Raw genomic sequence first — 17,035 nt, forward strand, 5'->3', positions numbered from 1 at the left:
CTCAGCGTGCAGTCACGTACCGTGGCGCCGGCACATCGCGCGACAGCTGTCCGGCCATTGCCTGGCGCGCACCTTCGTAGGTTTCCCAGTGTTCGACTGCGTGCAGCGACGGGATCGTAACCAGCTCGCCCCGGTCGAAACCCACCAGCGCAGCATCGACCATGGCGCTGGCAGGCATGACGATCGACTTGTCGAGATGTTCGAGCGGCAGGCCGCCGGTTTCCCAGAAATCGGTGGCCGTGGCGCCTGGCAGCACCGCCTGCACGCGCACTCCCTTGCCAGCCAGTTCGTGATGCAGTGACTGGCTGAACGCCAGCACGAACGCCTTGCTCCCCCCATACACGCCGTTCAGGATCTCGGGCGCGATACTGACGACCGACGAGATGTTGATCATCGCGCCCTTGCCACGCGCCACGAATCCGGGCGCGGCCGCATAGGTCAGCCGGGTGAGGGCGGTGACATTGAGGTCGATCATGCGCGTCATGGCATCCGCATCGCTATCCAGCAAGGGCGTATGCGTGCCGATTCCGGCGTTGTTGACCAGCAGCGTAATGCTGGCATCCTCGCGAAGCTTGGCTTCCACCTGCGAAAGCGATTTCCGGTCATTGAGGTCTGCTGGCAGCACTTCGACGACGCGGTGGGTCTCGTCGGTGATGCGGCGGGCCAGTGTATCCAGCTTGTCGCGGCTGCGGGCAACCAGAATCAGGTCGTAGCCACGGCGGGCCAGCCGGTCGGCATAGATTGCTCCAATCCCTGAAGATGCGCCGGTGATCAGTGCTGTGCCAAGGTGCGTTTGCGTCATGAGGGTTCTCCTTGCGATGTCGATGTGACGTGGATTCGGGATTCGATGAATCCTTGAGCTCCATCGTAGGGTGCCTTGATCATGACCGAAATGACGTTTATGGTTAGGTTTTATGCCATCGGCACGAAGGGGCGAATCATGCACCGCATCGGCTTCCTGTTGACAGACGGTTTCCAGGTCATGACCCTGGCCACCCAGAGCGTCTTCGAGTACGCAAATCTCGTGGTCGGCGAGACGGCCTATTGCATCGACAACTATTCGATCGGGGGCGGCCCCGTGGTCTCCTCGATGGGCATGACAGTTGACACGCGCGCAGCCACGACGCGCGTGACCGTCGATACATGGGTAGTGGCAGGCGTAGGGGATCCGCTGGAACAACCCACGCCGCAGCCGGTGCTTGAGTTCATCCGCAAGGCGGCGGCACGCGCGCGGCGCACGGTATCGATCTGTACCGGCGCATTCGTGCTGGCCGAAGCCGGTCTGCTCGAAGACCGGCGCGCCACCACGCATTGGGCTTACGCGCGTGACATGCAGCGGCGCCACCCTGGCATCAAGGTGGAGGACGACCGCATCTACATCATCGACGGCCCCATCTGGACATCGGCCGGCATGACGGCCGGACTCGATCTGGCGCTGGCACTGGTCGAGAAGGATCTCGGCGCGGAGATCGCGCGCTCGGTTGCTCACAAGCTCGTGATGCACCAGCGACGCTCGGGAGGCCAATCGCAGCATTCGGAACTGCTGGATATGGCGCCAAAGTCCGACCGAATCCAGATCGCGCTCGACTATGCGCGAAAACACCTCAACCAGCCGCTGACGGTTGAGGAACTGGCGGAGACCGCACACCTGAGCCCGCGCCAGTTCAGCCGCGTGTTCACCGCGGAAACCGGCCTGTCGCCGGCCAAGGCGATCGAGAACCTGCGACTGGAAGCGGCGCGGCTGATGATCGAGCAGAGCCGTCATCCGTTGGACACAGTGGCGCGCGAAACCGGATTCCGTGATCGGCGACACATGCGCGAGGCATTCGTCCGAGGCTTCGGGGTGCCGCCGCAGGCCGTACGGCGGGAGGCTCGCACATAGCAACTGCGTTCAATCGATGCTTTTCCGCGACGATTTCCTGTGATTGCGTGAACAATTAGCTCATTTCATACACATACGCCCCACGCTTTCCATTGCTGGGGATACTGGGTGCCTTCCCCAAGCACAGGAGGTACTCCATGCATCAATCGAATCTTTTGAAGAATGGAATCGCGTCTGTCCTGATTCCCGAAGATCTTGCCGCCACGGACTCTGATATCCGTGCCGAAGTCGAAAAAGCGGACGACGACACTCGCAATCCTTCGAGTCGCCGGAACCTGACCGGGCTGCTGGATATCTTCGCCGCGTTTCCTTCTGACTTCCTTGTCGATGGCCGCGAGAGCCAGGAGCAGACAGAGCGGGAGGCCTTCTGATGCCGGTCTATATGCTCGACACCAACATGTGCGTCTATCTGATGAAAGACCAGCCACCGCAGGTGGCACTGAGATTGGCGGATTGCCATGAAGGCGAAGTCGTAATCTCCGCGATTACGCTCGCTGAACTGGAATACGGAGTAACGGTTTCCTCGGAGCCCTGGAGAGCGCGGGTCGCACTCCGCGCACTGGTCGCGCGGGTTCCGGTGCTGCCGCTCACGGCAACGGCTGCCCACGCATATGGCCCTATTCGTGCAGCGGTGCGCAAGCGGCAGGCAGACGCGCTGGACCGGCTGATCGCAGCGCATGCGCTGGCGGTGGGAGCCACCGTGGTCACCAACAACGTCCGTGATTTCGGGGCCTATCCGGGCGTGAGGATCGAAGACTGGACGCGTCCGGCAGTTCTCTACAACTGACGCAGAGGCTCTCGGCCATGCACTCGGACTGGCGCTCGGTCAGGCGCTCAGATCGCAGCGAGCGCCTCGAGGTCGTAAAGCTCGATGCGCTTGCCATCGACGCGGATCAGGCCCTCGCGCTGGAAGCGCGAGAACGTGCGGCTGACGGTTTCGAGCTTGATGCCCAGGTAGCTGCCGATTTCCTCGCGGGTCATGCGCAACGTGAAGTCACGCGACGCATACCCGCGCTCCTGCAGCCGGCAGGATACGTTGATCAGGAATGCTGCAACGCGTTGTTCCGACGTCATCCCGGAAAGCAGGATCATCTGCTTGGACTCGCGCAGGATCTCGCGGCTCAGCATCTTGTGAAAGTGCTGCTGCAGGCTTTTCACGTCCCGGCACAACGATTCGAGCGGCGCAAACGGAAGGACGCAAACGGCGCTGTCCTCGAGAGCGATTGCGTCGCAGTCGTACTCGCCTTCGCCAATGGCGCCAAGGCCAACGGTCTCGCCCGGCAGGAAAAAGCCGGTGACATGCTCAAGACCGCCCGCATGGCTTGCCACGGTCTTCAGTGACCCCGAGCGGACCGTATAAAGGCTCTGGAAGCGGTCTCCGGCCCGGAACAGGAATTCCCCGCGATGCACCATGCGCCAGTGGCTGACCACGGCTTCCAATTGCGGAAGCTCTTCGGGTTCCAGGGATGATGCAATGCAGAGTCGGCGCAGGCCGCATCCGTTGCATCGCGCCGGAAACTGGCGTGCGGCTCCGGAGCCCGCAAACGCGGACGGCTGCGCGTCGGCAATGCCAACCACGGTCTCCAGGTTCCCCGCCTCAACTGAGTCATACATGATGCTCTCCCCTGAGCCTGTCAGGCACATGCGCCAAATCAAGCCTCTTTGATCTGATAATTCCTCGTACGCGTGAGTATGGTTGGCCATCGCAAAGCCCGAAATCAGCGTCGGCTGATAGCGTCGTCAGGTTCCGGAGCCAACGCGTGAGGTTTACCTGACAGGTTGGAAATTGCCGACGTGAAGCACCGCCGCCCCAGCCAGCCGGCCGGCGCGAAGGTCGTCAAGTGCTGCATTCGCATCGCGGAGCGGATAGGCCGTGGTATGAACCTGCAACGGGGTGGTGGCTGCAACCCGCATCAGGCCGTGGCCGTCCTCGCGGGTCAGGTTGGCTACCGACACAATGCGGCGCTCTTCCCACAGTTGGCGATAGGGGAACGATGGGATATCGCTCATGTGAATTCCGCCGCAGACCACAATGCCGCCCTTCGCAAGGGCAGACAGCGCAACAGGCACGAGGGCACCCACCGGCGCGAAGATCAGCGCTGCATCGAGCTGTTCGGGGGCAGTGTCCGTGCTGGCTCCGGCCCAGACGGCGCCAACATCGGTTGCCAGCCGTTGCGCTGCGGAGTCGCCGGGGCGGGTAAAGGCATAGACGGTGCGACCCTCGGCCACGGCGATCTGGGCGACCAGATGCGCCGCCGCACCGAATCCGTAGATGCCTACGCGGCGCGCGTCGCCAGCCATCCGCAATGTGCGATAGCCAATCAGCCCGGCGCATAGCAGCGGCGCCGCATGTATGTCGTCGTATCGATCGGGGATGGGGAAACAATAGGCGGCATCTGCCACTACGAACTCGGCGTAGCCGCCATCACGCGTGTAGCCGTGGAAAAGCGGCGCGTCGCAGAGGTTCTCGCGGCCGTCGACGCAGTAATTGCAATGCCCACACGTGTGGCCGAGCCACGGCACGCCGACGCGGTCCCCGATGGCGGGGGCCGCCACACCCGGGCCCAACGCGTCGACATAGCCGACGATTTCGTGCCCGGGAACAAGATCCGGCTTTGGATGGGGCAAATCCCGGTCTACCACATGCAGATCGGTACGACAGATCCCGCAGGCCGACACGCACACCCTGACTTCCCCAGGACCCGGCTCAGGAATCGGCAACGTTCGCAGTTGCAGGGTTGGGTTGGTGCCATCGAACACCATGGCTTGCATGGTTGTGTTCACGATGCGTCCTCCTTGGCGATCCTGATAACAATCTTTGGATTCTGGGCGGTCATGTATTTGACTTGGAGCAAGCCCAGCACACCTTTGCCGATTAGAGTGAACGATAAGTAATTCCTGTCCTGAAGCCCTGTCTCATATCCCGCCGGACCCGCTCTGGAGCACACATGGATTTCAAAACCATTCTGGTAGATCTTGCCTCAGATGCCGCGCGCGATGCGCGCCTTGATGCGGCGCTTACGCTGGCCTCGCTGTTTTCCGCCCGGGTCGTGGGCCTGACCGCTACGGGTACCTTGCTTGACCCGTACCGGAGTGCAGGAGAAGAGGCCACGCGCTACCAGAAGATGCGTGATGACATGCTGCAAAACCTGCGCCAGGCGGACGCTTCGGCGCTTGACGCGGCAGTTGCCCGGCGAGGCCGGGGCGTCGACACCACGCACGTCCTGGTCGAGCAGGAGGCAGGCTGGGCACTGGCCACGCTAGGCACCGCAAGTGACCTGATACTGCCGCCGGCGCCCGCGCTGGCGCACGATACGCCAATGCTGATGGCCACACCGGCCGAGTACGCGCTGCTCAACTCCGGCCGGCCGATTCTGGTAATGCCGCCAGGTACCAGCCTCGTCCCGGGAGGTACCGTTGTCATCGCCTGGGACGGCAGACGGGAAGCCGCGCGTGCCGTTGCCGATGCCATGCCGCTCCTGGCGCTGGCGTCGCGCGTGATCATGCAAGTGGTGCTGACCCGCTCCGGTCAGGGCGAACACCGCGCGGCAGACGCAGTCCGCTGGCTGGCGCATCACGGCGTCGATGTATCACTGCGGATCGACGAAGGCGCATCGCCCGCGGACAGCCTGATGCGCGTCGTTCGCAATGAAGCCGCGGACCTGCTGGTGACTGGCGGCTATGGCCATTCGCGGCTTGGCGAACTCGTCATGGGTGGCACCACGCGCACCCTGCTGCGGAACTCGCCGGTGCCGTTACTGATGTCCCATTGACCGGCGTGCGCGCGGCCCTGGAACGAAGGAGGGAATCATGCTGGGCTATACAAGTATCTTCGTCCATCAGGATGCCAGCGCGCGCGCCGACGTACGGCGGGACATCGCGGCGCGCCTGGCCATTGCGCAACATTGCCGCCTGGTGGGGCTGTGCACGATGTTTTCGCCGGACCCCGACTGGTTCTATCGCATGGATCACGCCGCCAAATGCCTGCAGGAGGATCTTGAACACCGCAGGCAAATGCGGGACCGTGTCCGGCAGCACTTCGAGCGCGACATGGCGGATCAGTCAGTCTCGGCGGAATGGCGCGCAGTGGAGGGCGAGCCGATCTCCCGGACGCTGCGCGAGATTCATGAGGCCGGGCTGATCGTCGCTGGCCAGTTTGACGAGAGTGACCCGGAAAGCTTCATTGCACCGCAGTTTCTGGAGTCGCTGGTGCTGGAGTCCGGCCGGCCGGTACTGGTGATCCCCTACACGGGCCAGTTTCCGACGATCGGCTCAAAGGTGCTGCTGGCCTGGGACGGCGGCCGCGAAGCTTCGCGTGCGTTGCACGATGCGTTGCCGCTGCTGGCCGGCAGCCGCATCCATCTGCTCCATGCCAACGCATCGATGCACAGCCTGCGCACCGACGCCGCGCCCGCCGCTTCGGCAGCCCGGCTGCTGGCGGACATTGGCGCCGAAGTCGAGATCGAAAACGAGCCCGCCGCCAATGACCTGGCGATTGGCGAACTGATTCTGTCGCGTGCCGCAGACATCGGCGCCGACCTCATCGTCATGGGCGCATACGGCCACGGCAGGTTCCGTGAACTGCTGTTGGGCGGTGTGACGCGCACGATCCTGTCGTCGATGACCGTGCCAGTGCTGATGACGCATTGACGGCGCCTGCGGCACTCACGCAACTCACACGCAACTCACGCTACTGACGCCGGATCGGCAGACCTAATAGGAGAAGAGGGTAGGGATCGTGGCCGAGCGCAGCACGGTATCGGTGACGCCGCCCAGCCACTCTTCGCGCAGCAGCCCGCGCCCGTACGCGCCGCAAACCAGCAGATCGGCGCGACGTTGCGTTGCCACGGCCAGTAGCGCGTCGCCAATGCCCGCCGAGCGCTCCAGCATCAGTTCTATCGTGGCCGCGTGGACGCCGTGGCGGGCCAGCCACGTCGTCGCGTAGGCGGGCGGCGAGATTGCCGCCTGGCGCCGCGCTTCGGGAGGGATGCACGACACCACGTCTACCTGGGCGGCGCGCCGCAGCAGCGGCAGCGCGTCATGCAGCGCGCGCGCCGATTCCCGCGTTCCGTTCCACGCCACCATGACAGCGCCATAAGGGAAATCCGACGCGTCTTGCGGCGGCCCTTGCGGAACGACCAGTACCGGGCGACCGCTCGACAGGATCGCTGTTTCGACGAAATGCCTTGCGACCTCGGTGCCGGGCTCCGAGCGCTCGGGGCGCCCCACGATCAGCAGGTCGGCAAGGCGTCCTTCGCATTGAATGGCATCCCGCGGTGCCCCTTCGCCCACACGCCAGTCCACGGGAAACGTGGCAGCTTCGGTCGCAAGGTCAAAGGCCTGCCGCGCCGCTTCACATGCTGCACCGAGATCTGGATCAAACGCTTGCCGCTCGCGCCGGCCGTCTGCAGCGTGATAAACCCAAGCAGGTTCGTCGGCGCTCAGCGAGAGCAGCCCGATCAGGGTCGCGTTGAAGGATCCTGCCAGCGCCACCGCATGAGACAGCCTGGCTCCAACTGTGGGGGAAGCATCGACGTGGACCATGATCGTCGAAATGTCCATGAAATCTCCTGGCAGGGCGCCGCGGCGCCGGTCGGTGGTTCCAATGTATGCGTGGCCTGTGGGGCAGGGTTGCGACAGATCAAGAGACCCGGGATCGACAGCGCCTAGACGGCCTTGCGGTATATCAACCGGGCGACTGAGGTACGGCCTATGCTGGGTGCATCCGGGTGCTGATGCCCGAAAGAGGAGATCGACATGTACGACCGCATTCTGGTAGCCGTGGATGGCGGCCCATCCTCCGACCTGGCGATTGCTCAGGCCGCCGCCCTGGCCAAGGCGCTGGGTGCGGAGGTAAAGGTGCTGTACGTGGTGGACGACAGCGACATATTCCTGGACGCAGGCTTCGTCAACCCACAGGAAATCATGGACGGCCTGGTCAGCGTGGGCAAGAAGGCGCTGGCCGCCGCCGCCCGGCGCCTTCAGGACGCCGGCATACGGTTCCAGACCGAGTTGGCCGAAAAACCGACGGTGCCGGGCGACATCGCGGGCACCATCATCCGTTCCGCCGAGCATTGGCCCGCGGATGTGATCGTCATGGGCACGCATGGGCGCCGCGGCGTGCGGCGCGTCATCATGGGCAGCGTCTCGGAGGGCGTAGTGGCCGGGAGCGGCAAGCCAGTGCTGCTGATCCGTGGCGAGCCCCTCCACTGAGTGCCGCCAGCCCGGCGACTACAGATTGTCTCCGTCGCCGAACAGCCGCGCCTCGATCGCATAGCGGACGAGCGCGGCATCGCTTCGTAGCTGAAGCTTGTCCATCAGGCGCATCTTGTAGGTGCTGATGGTCTTGGCGCTGACGCAGAGCGCCGCAGCAATCTGCGTCAGCGATTCCCCTTCGACGATCCGCCGGAATACTTCCAGCTCGCGGTCCGATAGTCCTTCATGCGGCGCATCGGCTTTTTCCTGCAGGCCCATCGCCAGCTTTTCGGCCATGGCGGGGCTGACGTACGTGCCGCCTGAGGCCACCTTTCGCAGTGCCTCCACCAGTTCCGTCGCGGCGCTCTCCTTGGTCAGGTAGCCAGCCGCACCGGCACGGAACGCCCGAACCACATACTGTTCCTCGGCGTGCATTGTCAGCACAAGGATGCGCACGGCAGGGTGGTCGGCCCGAAGCTGCCGTATCAGTTCCAGCCCGTTGCGGCCCGGCATCGACAGGTCAAGCAGGATGACCTGCGGCGACAGTTCGCGCACCAGATGCGGGACTTCCGTCCCCCTGGACGCTTCGCCGACTACCTCGAAGCCGCTGGCGCGCTCCAGGATATGCCGCAATCCGTTGCGCACCACGGCGTGGTCATCGGCAATGATCACGCGCGTCATGCCTGCATCTCCTTATGATCGTCCTGTAGCTGGTGGCCCGGAAACGTCACCACCAGTTCGAATCCACGGCCCGGTGGATGTTCGAAGGCCACCGTGCCACCCAGCAGGCGGGCCCGTTCGCGAACCCCCAGCAGGCCGAACGAGCGGCGCGCGCCGCCGCTCCTGGGCCGGCCGTCCCAGCCGCAGCCGTCGTCACGCACGCGCAGCACGTACTGGTGGTCGTCCTGCGTCAGCGTGATCCAGGCCTGGGCAGCGCCAGCATGATGAACGACATTGTTGAGCGCCTCCTGGACGATCCGGAACACCGCCGTCGCCGCCTGTTCTGTCACCTCGACCTCCTCGGGGGCTTGCATGCTCACGCGAATCGCGTAGCGACGGCTGAAATCCTTGGCCAGCCAGTCCAGCGCCGCCGCAAGCCCTAGTTCATCGAGCAGCGCCGGCCGCAGGTCCGCCGAGATCCGGCGCACGGCTGCAATTGTCTCGTCGATCACGGCGTGCATGGCGACAACCTGCCCAAGCACCTGCGCCGACCCGCCTTCGCCGCGAAGATCGTCCTCCAGCATCACAAGGTCCATCTTCAACGCGCTCATCCGCTGGCCCAGGTCATCGTGCAACTCGCGTGCAACGCGCCGCTTTTCTTCCTCGCGGCCTGCCAGGATGCTGTCCGATAGCGCCTGCAGTTCCTCCCGGGACCGGCGCAGCGCTGCTTCGGCACCCACGCGCGCTGTGATGTCGCGCAGCATCACCGTATACAGCTTGTGCCCGGAATCGTCGGTAGCCTGCGAGATCGACGCCTCGATCGGAAATTCCGTTCCATCCTGCCGCAATGCGTACAGCGTTCGCTGCCGGCCCATCTGGCGGTCTGAAACGCCAGTCACGCCGAAGCGCGCAACGTGCATGGCATGGGCCGCACGAAAGCGGTCGGGAATGAAGTCGCCGAGGGAGCGTCCGAGCGCCTGGTCCGCCGGCAGCCCAAACAACGTCTCCGCCATCGGATTGAACAGCACCACATGCTGGTTCTCGTCGACGGAAATAATGGCCTCCATCGACGAACGAATAATCCCCGCCAGCCGTGCCTCGTTCACGGCGATTCGCCAGTCGCCGTTGTCATCGGTGCCCGCTGGCACTTCCACACCCATCGCCATGCTCCTTGATATCGATTCGCGGCCAAAAGTGGACGATTTCCTAATCGGCCAGAATCTGTATCGGAATTATGCGGTGAAAACGTAGGGCTAATCCATGCAGGCCAGCCCTCGCGGCAGCAATTACTACACCCCGGATCCTGCTTTTTATAGATTGCATTGCGATAACTTTTCTTATCGCAATGCATTCAATGGAATGCTAAACTTGCGGCCATGGAAAACCGCCAGACCCACCGCCAGACTTCCTTGCCGACTGATTTCCCCGACGCCGCCTCTCTGGCCGCCTTGCGGGCGTGGCACGCCGGGTTGTCGACACGCGACGCGGTAGTCCGGTATCTGGACGATGCACGAGCCAGCGGGCAGTCCTCGCGGGGCATCCTTGGCAGGATTCGTCGCCAGCTTGCCGCTTACGCGCGCTACCGGCTGCGCGAGGATCTGGCCAGACTGTTTGAGTTTCCGGCGGCCGACCGCCCAAAGCAGGGCAGGGACGCGGACCAGGCCATCGAAACCCTTCGCGCGTTGCCGCCGCCGGCGCCGGCGATTTCCGATGACATCGCCATGTGGCTGGCCCCGGCGGCCGTGGAAGCATTGCGCGTCCAGGACATCCACACGCTGGCCGATCTGACCGTGCGGATTCCGCGCCGTCGCCAGTGGTGGGCCAATATTCCGGGGCTCGGCATGGCGGGGGCAAAGCGCATCGAGGCGTTCTTCGCGCGCCACCCGGCACTGACGGTGCGCGCACAGGCGCTGATCGAGGCGGAACCGCGCGGCATGATCGTGCCGTGGGAACAGATGGGCCGGCTGCCACACGAAGTCGACGGCACGCTCGGCCAGTTCCGCGCCCCGCGCGAGACCTGCACGCTCAACGCCGACAATGACTACGCGGCAGTGCAGGCATGGCTGGCCCTGCATGAATCCCCGTCCACGCAGCGCGCCTATCGCAAGGAAGCCGAGAGGCTGATCCTCTGGGCCATCATCGAACGCGGCCGGGCGCTGTCCTCGCTGACCACGGAAGATGCCACGGCCTACCGCAACTTCCTGCGGCAGCCCGAGCCGCGCGAGCGATGGGTGGGGCCGGCGCGGCCACGCAGCGCCGCTGACTGGAAGCCGTTCGCCGATGGCCTGTCGCCGCGCTCGGCGGCATACAGCCTGCAGGTGCTGGGTGCGTTGTTTCGCTGGCTGGTGCAGCAACGCTACGTGCTGGCCAACCCCTTCGCCGGCATCAAGGTCCGCGGCGGCGCCAAGAGCGCGGCGCTCGATGTATCGCACGCATTTTCCGAGGGGGAATGGCTGCTGACGCGCAGCATCGCGGATGGCCTGGAATGGTCCTATGGATGGGAAGCGCCAGCCGCCCAGCGCCTGCGTTTTATCCTCGATTTCACCTATGCAACCGGGCTTCGGGCCAGCGAACTGGTGGGCGCCACGCTGCGCAATATCGAAACCGACGTGCACGGCGACCACTGGCTGCGGCTGGTGGGCAAGGGCGCGAAGGCGGGCAGGGTGGCGCTGCCGCCGATGGCCCGGAACGCGCTCGATCGGTACCTCGTCGAACGCGGCCTGCCGGTCTCACGCGCGCACTGGGACCCGATGACACCCATCGTCGGCAACCTGGGCACCGACGAAGCCGGCAGCATCACCGGCGCGCGCCTGTGGATGGTGATCAAGCGCTTCTTCGGCACTGCCGCAGATTTGCTGGAAGCCGAACGCCCGGCCACCGCTGAAAAATTGCGTCGGGCCAGCCCCCACTGGTTGCGCCACACGCACGCCACGCACGCACTCGCACGCGGCGCCGAACTGACGACCGTGCGCGACAACCTGCGGCATGCATCGGTTTCCACCACGTCCCTCTATCTGCATGGCGATGACGTCAAGCGCGCCAGGCAGATGGATGATGCGTTCAAGTGATCATGGGCGCGCCGATCACCGTGCCAATCAGCGCCCCGACCATCCCCCCGCATCAGCCGCCCCGCCGATAGCCCCCGTGGCCAGCGCCAGCGCCGCAGCCGCGGACAGTGCGCCGCTATAGGCATCAGCCGACGCGTTCTGCGCCAGCAGCAGCTGGTTCTGCGCCAGGTTGGCGTCCGTGACCGTGCCGACACCCTTGCGATACGCCGCGAACGCAGCGTCATAGGTCGTCTGCGCGGCGTCAGCCAGCGCCCTGGCCGCTTCATAGGCCGCGAGGCTGGTTTCCAGCGCGCTTTGGCTGACCACAATCTGGCGCACCGACTCTTCCTTGGCGCGCGTCAGCTTTGTCGAAGCGCTATCGGCATCGTTGCGCGCCTGCGCCAGCACCGCCGAGCGCAGGCCACCGTCGTAGATCGGTACCGTCACACCAAGAAACACGCTGGCGCCATATCGGTAGCCGTTCAGGTTGACCGTTGGCGCCTGTTGTCCCACCGCCGGTATCGCGCTGATCGACGACCCGCCCGACGCATACGACGTGAACGCCGACATGAACACCTTCGGCAGAAACTCGGCTTCGGCGGCCTTGACCCTGGCCTGGTTCGCCCGCTCGACCGCAAAGGCACCGAGCACATCGGGCCGCCGCGCAATGGCCGATTCCACGATCTGTTCGATGGAGCCATGCAGCGCCGGCGATAGCGGTCGGGCCGGCATCTCGGCGATGCGCGGCTTCGACAGCGGCGAGATGCCGATAGCGGTCACCAGCGCCAGGTAGGCATCGGTCTGCGCGCCCTGCGCCTGCACCATCGCCAGGTTGGTCTGCGCACGGTTCTGCGTGGCCTGGGCCACTTCCACAACCGTGCCGATACCGCGCTGGTAGCGGGACTTGGCGGCTGTCAGCACCGCGTCCGCATTTTCCATTGCCTGCTGCACGGTGCCAGCGCGCGTGCGCGCCGCCTGGTAGCGATAGAACGCCACGCTGACATCGTGGATGATGCGCTGATGCACCGCCGTGAAGGCGATGTTCGCCGCAATCGACGTCTGTTCGGCGGCGTCGATGATGCCCGCGCGCTCGCCGAAATCGAACAGCAGCCATTGCAGGGACAGCACGCCAACACCGCCATGACCTGACGAATTCGCACCAACCGCCCCCAGGCCCGTCGACACCGAGCCATGCCCGTTCTGGTACCCGCCCAGCGCAGAGGCCGAAATCTGCGGCAAATAGCTGCTCTTTGCAATGCCCGCTGCCAGCGCCGCGTTGCGCGCATCGTTCCAGGCAACGCGCGTCAGCGGATTCGCCGATTCAGCCAGGTCGATCAGTTCGGGCAGCGTATAGGCATGAGTTGCATCCAACGCCGCCGGCGGCGCGATCGTTGCAAGCGCGGAGTTGGCCGGCAGCGTGTAGTCAGGCGGTCTGGTGGATGGCTGCGGCTTGCCCGCGACGATCTCTCCGGAAGCCTTGGTGACGGGTTGCCACGGCCGATCCGGTTGCTCAGGCGCGAGTTCGAGCGCCGATGTCGCGCATCCGGCAAGGCTTGCGCTGACAAGCATCAGCGGGAAGATCGGCAATCCAGATTTATGCATGCAACGGAGATCCGGTGGCGGCGCCCGGTGGGTCGCGCTGGGGCGGGCCGGCAAGATGCCGGTCGACCAGCGCGAACAGCGCGTCGCGTGAAGAAGTTTGCGGCCGAGTCTGGGGATGCTGCGCGCCCCCGCCGGGTGCGTCGGCCCCGGTATCAGTACGCACCGCTTGCAGGCGCCGGTCGATCTCCGGATCGCCGGGGAATCGCTCGGCCAACAGGAAGAGGGGGCCGCCCACGGCGTCCAGCACTGCCAGATGGCGCCGTCGGGTTTCCACCCAGTCGGCGGCCGGCCCAACCGAAGCAGGCTCGTACGCCGCCAGAATCAGGTCCTGCGTAATCTCGCCATGCAGGGCCAACGCGGCTGCGGCATGCTGGCGCTGGGCATCCCGATCGGCGGTGCCAACAAGCTGCCGCCATTGCTGCACCAGGTTCTCCAGCGCGCCTTCTATCCGTGCCGCGATGCTGACCGGCCAGATGCGCGTGAATACCAGATAGACGGCAAGATTGCCGATCACGATGCCAATGGTCCGGTCCCGTGCGATGGTCAGGTCGAACCCCGGCCCCGCGCCTTGAATCACACACAGGTAGAACGCGAACGCAATCTGGAATCCCGCATAGGAGATGCGCGGCGAACCCTGCGCCACCCACGCTGATATCCACGTCCCCGCAAACACCAGCAGCAACAGCCCGCCGACCGAATCAAGGTGCGGCACGATGTAGACGAGTGCGGCAGTGCCAATCGCGGCACCGATCAGGCAACCGGCCAGGCGCAGCGCAAGCTTCTCCACGGTTTCCGCGGCCGTCGAGAGCGAAACCAGATAGCAGGTGATAAAGCAGGTATGGATGCCGGGCCAGTTCAGTTGCTGGTATAGCACGTAGCAGAACATGGCCGCGCCGGTGGTTTTCAGCGCGTAACGGACATGCTCTGGGTTCGTGAAAGCGTCCGCACTGAGGAAGCCGGATTTTTCGGCTTTCTCGGCTTTCGCTGGCGTTTCTTCGCGGGTGGCTTCGGCCGCTGGCTGTCTATCGATGTCAGCAAATCCGACGATGGCGTCGCGCAGTTCGACTGCGACGGCCTGCTGCACAGCCGCAAGCCGGTCCATCGCGGGGAGCGCCAGCGTGATATCCACCGGATAGCCGCCGGCGTCGAGCATCCCGGCCATCTGCTCGAGCGTGGCCGCAACCGGTTCTGCAAATGTGGCCGGCAGTTTCGCGCCCGGTTGTCGCTGGGCGATGTCGGCGGCAATCAGGATGGCCATGGTCGAACCGGCCGCGCGTTGCAATGCGGCCAGGTCTTCCGTGCGCGAAATGCCTTCAATCTTCGCCAGCCTGAGCCACATGGCAACCGGCTGCACGCCGTCGCGGAGCAGGGGGGCAACCGTTGCGGCATCACCATCGTTCTGCCGCAGGCTGGCGGCGACCATCCGCAGGCAGTGCGCGAGCCTGTCGCAGGCCAGCCGGCGCGGCGCAGGCCCCATCACCAGATTGACCCCCACGTTCACACCAATCGGGATCGCCACCATCAGCCAGGCATAGAGCAGGCCGCGCGTGGCAAGCTCGCCGCTGGGCACTAGGCCAAGCTCGTCAAGCCCGAAGCCGACAATCATCGCCACGATCGCCCCGATTGGCCGAAGCTTGCTGGCCGAGGTCAGGAACAGCAGGCCAACCGACAGCAGTGCCATGAACGCAAGGCGTCGCAACGGGTCATCGACACTGAAATCTGCCAGTAACGTCACCAGGCCGATGATCAGGCCAACCAGCACCATCGCGGCAACGCTCATCACGATGCTGGTGGTACGGTCAGCCCGATTGATGAAGAAAACGACATAAGCGGAGATGGCAGCTTCCGGCGTGCCATAGATGGCGGTGACGAGCACCGTCAGCACACTCGCCACCGTGATGCGGGTAGCGGCCCCCGTGCGCCCGGGGGTGGGCGCGAGCAGGGCGCCGATGTCGGCCAGGCCCAGACGCGGCTTGTCAGCGGCAGGCCGCGCCATGACGGATCTCGACATTTGCGCTGGCGCCCACGCGGGCCAACGCCTCGGGCGGCGATTCCAGCCGGACGCGCACCGGGAAACGTTTCGCCACACGCACCCAGTTCACCGATGCCTGAACGTACGGCAGCGAGCGCGGCAGGTTGAGACGGTCCGTATCGACAACCCCCGCGCCGATGCCGGTCACGGTGCCGCGCATGGCTTTCCGCCGGTCGATCATCGAATAGACCGTGGCGCAATCTCCCACATGGATATCCGCCAGCGCCGTTTCACGGAAATTGGCCACCGCAAACCATTCGCCGGTATGCACGAGCAGGAAAAGCGACTGGTTGGGAATCACAACTTCGCCGGCAAGTACGGAAAGCCCGGTCACACGGCCGGGCTGCGGGGCATGGACCACCGTATCCTGCAACGCGCGTTCGGCAATGGCCAGCGCGGCCTCGCGGGCATGTACCGTTGCCACGGCGTCATCTTCGTTGCCGACGGCCTGTGTCGACGCCGCATGCTGCACGTTTGCCTGCTTCAGGGAGACCGCTGCGTCGTGCTGCGCCACCTGCGCCTGATCCAGCTGCTGCTTCGGCACATAGCCATCGGCAGCCAACGGACGCAGGCGCTCCACAGTGCGCGCCGTCAGCGCGTAGTTCTGCGCGGCGCGCGTGGTCTGCTCGGATGCAATCGTCGCCACGGCGCGTTCGCTGACAATCGTGCGCCGTCGCGTGCCAAGCGCGGCCTGCGCCAGTTCAAGGTCCGCGCGCGCCTGGTTGACCGCCAGCTTGTAGGGCACCGGGTCGATTTCGAACAGGACAGCGCCCTTGGCAACCTGCTGGTTTTCCTCTACGGCAATCCGGGCGATGCGCCCGCCAACTGGCGACGCCACGTGCACTACATCGGCGTCGAGCGTCGCATCGTCGGTGGATGGGAAACGTACCGTACGTTCGTATGCGTAGACGGAAAGCAGTACGGCCACCAGCACGATCGCCGCGGTAATGATCCGGCCGCGCAACGGCCCCTTCTGAATGCCGGCCATTTTCATAGGAAATGCCCCGTGCCAATGAGCCAGACGATTTCGGCAATCATCAGCCCGATCGCTGTATTGACAAGTAATTGGGAAGGAACGGTTTTCGCCCAGCCGGTTTTCACGAACACGCGGTACGAAACCACCGCTCCGAGAATGCCGATCACGGCGCTCAGGAGCCACAGCGGGAAGTAGGCGCCGAACAGACTCACCGAGGGCGCCCCGGCGCAACCCTCAAGAAGAAAGGTCAGGGTGCCGATAAAGGCAAGGCGAGCCGGGTAGCCAAGCCGATAACCGGGCCGATAGCTGGGCCGATTGATGGGCCGATGGATGGCTTTCATCGCGAAACACCCGGCATCAGGCGAATTGCTGCTGCAGTGATCGATATACGAACGCAGGAAACCGGCGAGTGGGTTGCCTGCGGCTGTTTGGGGACTTTGACAGTTCAGAGACCATGGATGGCATCGTTTTGCATGCATGCAACTGAAACAAAATCGGCCCGAGCAATATAGCAGCGCACATTACGGGTGTCCAAAGTTGATTGGCAGTCGCACCGGGGCCGGTCACCACGCCATTGCCGGCCGGTTCGTGCCGGGTGGCAGTAGAGTAGGGGCGTCACGCTGGGCGCCGGGCAGCCACAA

The 17,035-nt window shown here is 64.7% G+C and carries 17 protein-coding genes; 7 read left to right on the forward strand and 10 right to left on the reverse strand.

All coding sequences use genetic code 11. The annotated features are described in order from the left end of the window. Window position 1 precedes the first annotated feature (1 nt). Window positions 2–802: an SDR family oxidoreductase gene (locus B552_RS0109390; RefSeq protein ID WP_019448757.1), complete on the reverse strand. Its 801-nt coding sequence runs from the start codon at window positions 800–802 to the stop codon at window positions 2–4. A gap of 138 nt (window positions 803–940) precedes the next feature. Between B552_RS0109390 and B552_RS0109395 the strand changes: the two genes are divergently transcribed. From B552_RS0109395 to B552_RS0109405, 3 genes are all read left to right on the forward strand, one after another. Further along, the gene (locus B552_RS0109395) at window positions 941–1,882 is read left to right on the forward strand and encodes a GlxA family transcriptional regulator (protein ID WP_026035489.1); all 942 of its coding nucleotides are present in this window, start codon (window positions 941–943) and stop codon (window positions 1,880–1,882) included. A 137-nt stretch (window positions 1,883–2,019) separates the two neighbouring features. Further along, window positions 2,020–2,253, forward strand: a complete 234-nt coding sequence (locus tag B552_RS0109400) for a hypothetical protein (RefSeq protein WP_019448759.1) — start codon at window positions 2,020–2,022, stop codon at window positions 2,251–2,253. Next, window positions 2,253–2,669, forward strand: coding sequence for a type II toxin-antitoxin system VapC family toxin (locus B552_RS0109405; protein ID WP_019448760.1), 417 nt, complete (start codon window positions 2,253–2,255; stop codon window positions 2,667–2,669). The genes B552_RS0109400 and B552_RS0109405 overlap by 1 nt, the downstream gene beginning before the upstream one ends. A 47-nt stretch (window positions 2,670–2,716) precedes the next feature. Here the strand turns inward: B552_RS0109405 and B552_RS0109410 are convergent, their stop codons facing one another. Continuing rightward, a complete protein-coding gene (locus B552_RS0109410; protein WP_019448761.1) occupies window positions 2,717–3,496 on the reverse strand; it encodes a helix-turn-helix domain-containing protein in 780 nt (259 codons plus the stop codon). A 153-nt stretch (window positions 3,497–3,649) separates the two neighbouring features. Then, complete coding sequence (locus B552_RS0109415) at window positions 3,650–4,654, reverse strand: zinc-dependent alcohol dehydrogenase family protein (protein ID WP_026035490.1); 1,005 nt, start codon at window positions 4,652–4,654, stop codon at window positions 3,650–3,652. A 176-nt stretch (window positions 4,655–4,830) separates the two neighbouring features. Between B552_RS0109415 and B552_RS0109425 the strand changes: the two genes are divergently transcribed. Continuing rightward, the gene (locus tag B552_RS0109425) at window positions 4,831–5,655 is read left to right on the forward strand and encodes a universal stress protein (protein WP_019448764.1); all 825 of its coding nucleotides are present in this window, start codon (window positions 4,831–4,833) and stop codon (window positions 5,653–5,655) included. A gap of 37 nt (window positions 5,656–5,692) precedes the next feature. Then, window positions 5,693–6,532 (forward strand): universal stress protein, encoded by an 840-nt coding sequence (locus tag B552_RS0109430; RefSeq protein ID WP_019448765.1) that lies wholly within the window; start codon window positions 5,693–5,695, stop codon window positions 6,530–6,532. A 63-nt stretch (window positions 6,533–6,595) separates the two neighbouring features. On the opposite strand, the gene B552_RS0109435 is transcribed toward B552_RS0109430, so the two are convergent. Then, window positions 6,596–7,444: a universal stress protein gene (locus tag B552_RS0109435; RefSeq protein ID WP_019448766.1), complete on the reverse strand. Its 849-nt coding sequence runs from the start codon at window positions 7,442–7,444 to the stop codon at window positions 6,596–6,598. Between the two features lie 195 nt (window positions 7,445–7,639). Between B552_RS0109435 and B552_RS0109440 the strand changes: the two genes are divergently transcribed. Then, window positions 7,640–8,095, forward strand: coding sequence for a universal stress protein (locus tag B552_RS0109440; protein ID WP_019448767.1), 456 nt, complete (start codon window positions 7,640–7,642; stop codon window positions 8,093–8,095). 18 nt (window positions 8,096–8,113) lie between these two features. On the opposite strand, the gene B552_RS0109445 is transcribed toward B552_RS0109440, so the two are convergent. Further along, window positions 8,114–8,758, reverse strand: a complete 645-nt coding sequence (locus tag B552_RS0109445; RefSeq protein ID WP_019448768.1) for a response regulator transcription factor — start codon at window positions 8,756–8,758, stop codon at window positions 8,114–8,116. Beyond that, window positions 8,755–9,897 (reverse strand): PAS domain-containing sensor histidine kinase, encoded by a 1,143-nt coding sequence (locus tag B552_RS0109450; protein WP_019448769.1) that lies wholly within the window; start codon window positions 9,895–9,897, stop codon window positions 8,755–8,757. Before B552_RS0109450 ends, B552_RS0109445 begins: the two co-directional genes overlap by 4 nt. A 216-nt stretch (window positions 9,898–10,113) precedes the next feature. Between B552_RS0109450 and B552_RS0109455 the strand changes: the two genes are divergently transcribed. Next, window positions 10,114–11,805, forward strand: a complete 1,692-nt coding sequence (locus tag B552_RS0109455; protein ID WP_026035492.1) for a site-specific integrase — start codon at window positions 10,114–10,116, stop codon at window positions 11,803–11,805. A gap of 27 nt (window positions 11,806–11,832) precedes the next feature. On the opposite strand, the gene B552_RS0109460 is transcribed toward B552_RS0109455, so the two are convergent. Genes B552_RS0109460 through B552_RS0109475 form a run of 4 tightly spaced genes read right to left on the reverse strand, consistent with a single transcriptional unit; the run spans window position 11,833 to window position 16,735 of the window. Further along, window positions 11,833–13,386, reverse strand: a complete 1,554-nt coding sequence (locus B552_RS0109460) for a TolC family protein (protein ID WP_035879634.1) — start codon at window positions 13,384–13,386, stop codon at window positions 11,833–11,835. Then, the gene (locus tag B552_RS0109465) at window positions 13,379–15,382 is read right to left on the reverse strand and encodes an FUSC family protein (protein ID WP_019448772.1); all 2,004 of its coding nucleotides are present in this window, start codon (window positions 15,380–15,382) and stop codon (window positions 13,379–13,381) included. The genes B552_RS0109460 and B552_RS0109465 overlap by 8 nt, the downstream gene beginning before the upstream one ends. Next, entirely contained in the window at window positions 15,363–16,412 is a 1,050-nt protein-coding gene (gene mdtN / locus B552_RS0109470; RefSeq protein ID WP_019448773.1) for a multidrug transporter subunit MdtN, read from the reverse strand. The genes B552_RS0109465 and mdtN overlap by 20 nt, the downstream gene beginning before the upstream one ends. After that, on the reverse strand, window positions 16,409–16,735 hold the full coding sequence (locus tag B552_RS0109475; protein WP_019448774.1) for a YtcA family lipoprotein: 327 nt from the start codon (window positions 16,733–16,735) through the stop codon (window positions 16,409–16,411). The genes mdtN and B552_RS0109475 overlap by 4 nt, the downstream gene beginning before the upstream one ends. Window positions 16,736–17,035 lie beyond the last annotated feature (300 nt).

It is taken from the genome of Cupriavidus sp. BIS7 (genome assembly GCF_000292345.1).
In the GTDB taxonomy this organism is placed as follows: domain Bacteria; phylum Pseudomonadota; class Gammaproteobacteria; order Burkholderiales; family Burkholderiaceae; genus Cupriavidus.

Excerpts from the sequence above, each read along its gene's own strand:
- B552_RS0109445 (WP_019448768.1), bottom strand. The coding sequence starts at position 8,758 with ATGACGCGCGTGATCATTGCCGATGACCACGCCGTGGTGCGCAACGGA.
- B552_RS0109390 (WP_019448757.1), bottom strand. The coding sequence starts at position 802 with ATGACGCAAACGCACCTTGGCACAGCACTGATCACCGGCGCATCTTCA.
- B552_RS0109430 (WP_019448765.1), top strand. The coding sequence starts at position 5,693 with ATGCTGGGCTATACAAGTATCTTCGTCCATCAGGATGCCAGCGCGCGC.
- B552_RS0109435 (WP_019448766.1), bottom strand. The coding sequence starts at position 7,444 with ATGGACATTTCGACGATCATGGTCCACGTCGATGCTTCCCCCACAGTT.
- B552_RS0109460 (WP_035879634.1), bottom strand. The coding sequence starts at position 13,386 with ATGCATAAATCTGGATTGCCGATCTTCCCGCTGATGCTTGTCAGCGCA.
- B552_RS0109455 (WP_026035492.1), top strand. The coding sequence starts at position 10,114 with ATGGAAAACCGCCAGACCCACCGCCAGACTTCCTTGCCGACTGATTTC.
- B552_RS0109425 (WP_019448764.1), top strand. The coding sequence starts at position 4,831 with ATGGATTTCAAAACCATTCTGGTAGATCTTGCCTCAGATGCCGCGCGC.
- B552_RS0109415 (WP_026035490.1), bottom strand. The coding sequence starts at position 4,654 with ATGCAAGCCATGGTGTTCGATGGCACCAACCCAACCCTGCAACTGCGA.
- B552_RS0109465 (WP_019448772.1), bottom strand. The coding sequence starts at position 15,382 with ATGGCGCGGCCTGCCGCTGACAAGCCGCGTCTGGGCCTGGCCGACATC.
- B552_RS0109405 (WP_019448760.1), top strand. The coding sequence starts at position 2,253 with ATGCCGGTCTATATGCTCGACACCAACATGTGCGTCTATCTGATGAAA.
- B552_RS0109450 (WP_019448769.1), bottom strand. The coding sequence starts at position 9,897 with ATGGGTGTGGAAGTGCCAGCGGGCACCGATGACAACGGCGACTGGCGA.
- B552_RS0109440 (WP_019448767.1), top strand. The coding sequence starts at position 7,640 with ATGTACGACCGCATTCTGGTAGCCGTGGATGGCGGCCCATCCTCCGAC.
- B552_RS0109410 (WP_019448761.1), bottom strand. The coding sequence starts at position 3,496 with ATGTATGACTCAGTTGAGGCGGGGAACCTGGAGACCGTGGTTGGCATT.
- B552_RS0109475 (WP_019448774.1), bottom strand. The coding sequence starts at position 16,735 with ATGAAAGCCATCCATCGGCCCATCAATCGGCCCAGCTATCGGCCCGGT.
- B552_RS0109400 (WP_019448759.1), top strand. The coding sequence starts at position 2,020 with ATGCATCAATCGAATCTTTTGAAGAATGGAATCGCGTCTGTCCTGATT.
- B552_RS0109395 (WP_026035489.1), top strand. The coding sequence starts at position 941 with ATGCACCGCATCGGCTTCCTGTTGACAGACGGTTTCCAGGTCATGACC.
- mdtN (WP_019448773.1), bottom strand. The coding sequence starts at position 16,412 with ATGAAAATGGCCGGCATTCAGAAGGGGCCGTTGCGCGGCCGGATCATT.